The sequence below is a fragment of the Streptomyces sp. NPDC007917 genome, assembly GCF_042959105.1.
Classification (GTDB): domain Bacteria; phylum Actinomycetota; class Actinomycetes; order Streptomycetales; family Streptomycetaceae; genus Streptomyces.
In genome coordinates this window covers 408,760-413,601 of sequence record NZ_JBIBKK010000002.1, presented here as the reverse complement: position 1 = coordinate 413,601, position 4,842 = coordinate 408,760, and the positions used below count along the sequence as shown (strand labels likewise).

Sequence of the window (4,842 nt, the reverse complement as noted above, 5' to 3'; positions counted from 1 at the left end):
ATCGTGGTGACGCCCCCGCAGAACAAGCCGACGCCGGACCGTACGGTCGGCACCAGCCTGGTCACCCTCGCCGTGGCACCCGTCCACCGCCCCGTAAACCCCTCAGCCGGTGGACGGGAGAGTGCCCGCGCATGTGATCACGCGGGTGCCCGATCTCCTCGATGGCTTGTCCGAGGACCGGGAATTGGTGTTCCTCAGCTCCTCCGCCCAGGTGGCCCAGCTCGTACCGGTGAGCGAGTTGCGGGTGAGCCGGGTGGGACGGGCGTGACGCGCCTCGGGGGACGGAACGGGCACACCGGGCAACCCCGCAGGGGTGCGCCCACATCATCCACCACGCCGAGCATTGCCAGCAGTGAGCCAGTCGGCCCAGTAAGCGAGGACAGCATGAGCGACAAGGGCGCTTCCGCCGCGATCACCCCATCCGCATCGGCCGAACCGTCGGCCGGTTTCACGGAGTTCGAGTCGGCAGCCGATTCCCCGGCACCCGGGACGTCCCCCGACGGAATGGTGCCCGGGGTGTCCGACGACACCGAAGTTCCGGAGCCGCCGGAGGAGTTCGTCAAGGCCGCCAAACTGGCGCCGAACCACTGGCTGTACCTGACCGACCCCGCGTGGCAGGGCGAAGGCCCGCCGCCGGACTGGGCCGTGGTGGGCCAGTGGCGCTCCGACGACGACGGCGAGATCGTGGAGTGGCAGGACAACGAGAGCTACCAGCCCTCCCCGGAAGCGCTCGGCTGGCCCGAGCCCGAGGACGACGTGGACGCCGCCATCCAGCTTGCCACCACCGGCTACGGTCCGGCGGAGGATGTCACCGCCGCGCTGGCCAAGGCGGAGGTCGCGGTGCTGGTGACGGCGAACGGCGAACCGGTGAGCGCGTCGGCGCCGGACGGCACGGCGGTGGTCCCCATCTACACCTCGCCCCGCTATCTGCACGCGGCCGGACGCCTGGGGTTCGAGCGGGTGCGGGTGCCCGCGTTCCTGGAGCGGCTTCCGGAGGGGCACAGCCTGTGCATCAACAGCTCCGCCCCGGTCAGCATGGTGATGACCACGGACGGTCTGGCGGACATCATGGCCGCCGCGGCCGAGGCGCCCGCGGAGGAGGCCGGGGCGGAGGAGTCCCAGGTCGAGTGGCCGACGACGGTGGCCCGCGAGGGCACCGCACCGGGGGGCGGTACTGCGGCGCCCCGCAGCAAGCGCGTCACCGACCCTCAGCTGCCGGACTCCGGCGAGGGCGAGAGCCGTTGACCGAGGCGGACGACACCGCCAAGCGCCGCCGGAAGGCTTCGCCGGCCAGTCCTGTGGTGCGCCGGTCGGTCACCCTGGCCGAGTCGGTGGGCGAGTTGTCAGGGCCGCTCGCCCAGCAAGAGAACAGTGCGACAGCAAGCGAGGACACGATGAGTGAGTCCAACGGCGAGGCCACCACCCCGGCCACCACTGCCGCCACGGTTGACCCCGCGCCGCCCGAGTTCGCGGTGGTCGGCCAGTGGCGCTCCGACGACGACGGCGAGGTCGTCGAATGGCAGGCCAACGAGGACTGCGTGCCATCGCCGGGTGCGCGGGGGAGGCCCGAGCCCACCGACGATGTGGACCGCGTCATCCGGCTCGCCGCCACCGGCTACGGCCCGGCGGTGGTCCCGATCTACACCTCGCCGCGCCACCTCCACCGGACCGGCACGCTGGGGTTCGAGCAGACGGATGGGGTCGAACGGGCGGAAGCGGTTCAGGCCGAAGCCACATCGGCCGGTGCCCGCGAAGAACGAGGAGAACGAGGAGGACAGGCGTGAGCCGTTCCGGGGGCGCCAGAGCGCGCTGGTTCAGCGGGCGGGGCGCCCGAGCCCGTACCGGGCCCGCCACCGACGCCGCGCCGTCCGCGCCCGTCACCACGCTGGACACGCTGGAGCGTTCCGAGGGCGGCGGCCACGGGCGCGGCGGGGCGCTGCTCGTCGAGGAGCACGGCGGCGTCATGCTGCTCCGCTCTCCCGCGGACGACACACTGTCCGCCTCCGACGTCGCCGACTTGGTCCGGGCCCTCTCCGCCGACCCGGAGCACACCGTGACGGTGGTCGCCGGGGCCGACGCGTCGTCGGCCGGTGAGCTGTGGCCGCGGCTCGGCGGGGTGCTCGACTCGCTCCGCGCGGACGGCGTCGCAGTGGTCCGGCTCGTCCTGTCGGCCGCGGGTGACGACCGGCCGGACCAGCCCGCCGTGGCCCGCCGGATCGCCGACGCCTGGGAGATCGAGGTGATCGCCCCCGACGGCGTCGCCCTGGTGGTGCCCGGCGGCGGTCTGTTCGTACCGGAGCGGCGCCCGGGCCGGGGCGGTGAGCGAAGCGGCTCGGGCCGGGTCGGCGAGCGTGGCGGTGGCGAACGCGGTGGATGGTGGCGCTTCGCGCCGGGGGCGGAACCGGTGCGGATCGGCTCGCGCCAGCCGGCCCCCGCGTGGCAGCCCGCGGTCGAGCACCTGCCGACCGGCACCTCCGGCGGATACGCCGTCGAACAGATCCCGGCGGGCGTGCTGGTCCGGTCCCGGGACGCGATCCCGCCCCACCCCGGCGACCTCTGCTACGCCGTACCGGCCGACCCGCGCGGCCCCACCGTGCTGCTGGGCGCGCCACGGGACGAGGACGTCCCGGCGGGCGACCTCACCGAACTCCTCACCGCCCTCCCCGAGGCCGTCAGGCCCCGCGTCCGGCTCGCCCCCGGCGGCCCCCGGGACATCCTGCGCACCAGCCAGTCGGTCGCCGACTCGCTCGGCGTCGAACTCGTCGTCCGCACCGGCATGCCGCTGATGTCCTACGGCAGCCCGACCGAGCCCGGCACGGTGCGGTCCGTGCTCGTCGGCGCCGATGGCGCGCCTCGCTGGCAGTCGTTCGTGGACGCCGTGGTGTGCGCCCCGGCGCGCGAGGGCGAGACCGCCCCGAGCCCCCGCCTGTTGCGCTGGAGTCCGCCCGTTCCGGGCCGCGGCAGCGCGCAACACGGTGCCATACGCCTCTCCGACCGGTGGCGTGTCACGGTCACCCGGGCGGGCCTGTGGATCACCGACACCGAGAGCGAGCCGCCACCTGCCACCGCCCGCGCGGTGGACCCCGAAGGACCGGCGATCGAACTGGGCCATCCCGGGCAGCCGATCGACGCGACGCTGTACCCCGTGCTCGGCAAACTGCTCGGCGGACTCGGCGCCGACGTGTGCGGCCGGGCCAGGCTGTTCGTGCTCGGTACGTGTGCGGACGGCGGCCGCGAACTGCGCCGCACAGCCGCGGAACACGGCCTGCGGACGCTCCGCTTCGGGGCCGGCCTCGCGCCCGCCAGGCCCGAGGCGCGCCGCCCGGCCCCAGCCGAGTCCGCCCAGGCGCCGACGGAGTCCGGCCCGGCGCCGGCCGTTTCCGCCCCGGCCGCCTCGGCCACGCCCGTTCCCGCCCCTGCCACCTCCGCGTCGGCCGTTCCCGCCCCTGCCGCGGAAGCAGAGCCCGAGCCGGACCACGAGTTGGACCACGAGCGCGATCCGATGTCCCTGGGAACGCTTGCGGAAGCCACCGAGGATCCGCGTCCCGTGCTTCCCCCGACGCGGCCGTCGATGGTCAGCACGGCCCCGGCCCCGGCCGCGCGCGACACCTCCGCCGCGCCCGGCTTGCCTGCCGCGTCCGCCACATCCGGGGCAGGGGCAGGGGCAGGATCCCCGGAGCCCCCAAGGCCGCGAACGGGCGGCCAGGGCCTGAGCAAGCCGCCGGGCTCCGGCCGCGCCCTCGCCACCCCGGCCGTGCCGAACGGCCGGTCCGCCCAGGACGGGCGGGCGACCGCGGCAACCCCCGCCGCTCCGGCGGCTCCGGCCGCCCCCCGGCCGTCGGAGCACTCCGCCCCCCGGACGCCCGACGAGAGTCCGGCTCCTCCGGAGCTGCCGACGCCTGCCGAGCTGATGGCACCCCCTGTACGCCCGGCGGCCCCCGAGCCCCCGGCCGCTCGTACGCCGTCCGTGCCTCTCCGGCCGTTGCCGCCGGTTCCGTTCCTGCCGGGGCATGTCAGTACGGAGGCCGAGCGGACCGCCTTCCGGGCGCTCGCGGACGCGGTGTGGGAGCGGCACAGCGCCGCGGTCACCCGCGCCCTCACCCGGATGCCCGCGCTGCGCGGGCCGGAGCAGGAGGCGGCGCGCACCGATCTGATCGCGCTCCACGTGTACCTCGACACCTCGTACGGCCCCGACGCCTCTGACACCCCGGACACTCCGGCGGCGTCGCTGAGCCATGCCGCGCTCGCCCGCGCCATGCGTACGGGCGACGAGCGGCTGCTGCCGTACGCCGCCTGTGTGGCCTCCGCGCTGCGGCGGCTCCCGTCGCACCGGGGCCTGGCGTGCCGCCGTACCCACGAGGCGGACGGCGGGCTGGTCCCCGGAACCCTGCTGCGCGACCCGGGGCCGGTGTGCGCGCTGCCGCTGGGGGCCGGGGCGCCGCGCCCTGCCGGCGCGCAGTACGCCATCTGGTCGGTCACCGGGCGCCGCACGCGCCAGCTGACCGGCCGCCCCGGCTCCGCTTCCGGTGGGGACGAGGTCGTCTTCGCCCCCGGGACGCTGCTGCGGGTGCTCGATGTCCGTAAGGCCGACGGCGCCCCGCTGGTGCTGTTGCGAGAAGTACCCGCCACCGCGTCCTCCCCGTCCGCCGCCGGGGCGGTACCGCAGGACGCACGGCTCGATGACCACGACCGCGCCGCGCTCGACCGGCTGGACGAGGCGCTGCGCCGCCACCCCGTCGCACCGGGGCCCCTCCCGTGGCCGGAGATGTGCGAAGGACCGCTGGGGGAGGGCGGGGACCCGGCCGCCCGACCTCGGCCCGGCACCGGCCGATGACCGGTCGG

4 protein-coding genes are annotated in these 4,842 nt (G+C 75.9%); all 4 read left to right on the top strand.

Annotated features, from left to right (window positions below; translation table 11 throughout):
- Positions 1-121 precede the first annotated feature (121 nt).
- The 4 genes from ACFZDL_RS04875 to ACFZDL_RS04860 all read left to right on the top strand — a co-directional run bounded on the left by ACFZDL_RS04875 (position 122) and on the right by ACFZDL_RS04860 (position 4,834).
- Positions 122-268 carry a hypothetical protein gene (locus ACFZDL_RS04875; protein ID WP_353591956.1) on the top strand — a complete coding sequence of 49 codons (147 nt, stop codon included), beginning with the start codon at positions 122-124 and terminating at the stop codon, positions 266-268.
- Between the two features lie 116 nt (positions 269-384).
- Positions 385-1,245 (top strand): type VII secretion system-associated protein, encoded by an 861-nt coding sequence (locus ACFZDL_RS04870; protein WP_391190398.1) that lies wholly within the window; start codon positions 385-387, stop codon positions 1,243-1,245.
- Entirely contained in the window at positions 1,242-1,784 is a 543-nt protein-coding gene (locus ACFZDL_RS04865; protein ID WP_353591955.1) for a hypothetical protein, read from the top strand. Before ACFZDL_RS04870 ends, ACFZDL_RS04865 begins: the two co-directional genes overlap by 4 nt.
- The gene (locus ACFZDL_RS04860; protein WP_353591954.1) at positions 1,781-4,834 is read left to right on the top strand and encodes a hypothetical protein; all 3,054 of its coding nucleotides are present in this window, start codon (positions 1,781-1,783) and stop codon (positions 4,832-4,834) included. Before ACFZDL_RS04865 ends, ACFZDL_RS04860 begins: the two co-directional genes overlap by 4 nt.
- Positions 4,835-4,842 lie beyond the last annotated feature (8 nt).

Bases quoted from the DNA above. Each gene is read 5' to 3' on its own strand.
- ACFZDL_RS04870 (WP_391190398.1), top strand. From the start codon at position 385: ATGAGCGACAAGGGCGCTTCCGCCGCGATCACCCCATCCGCATCGGCC.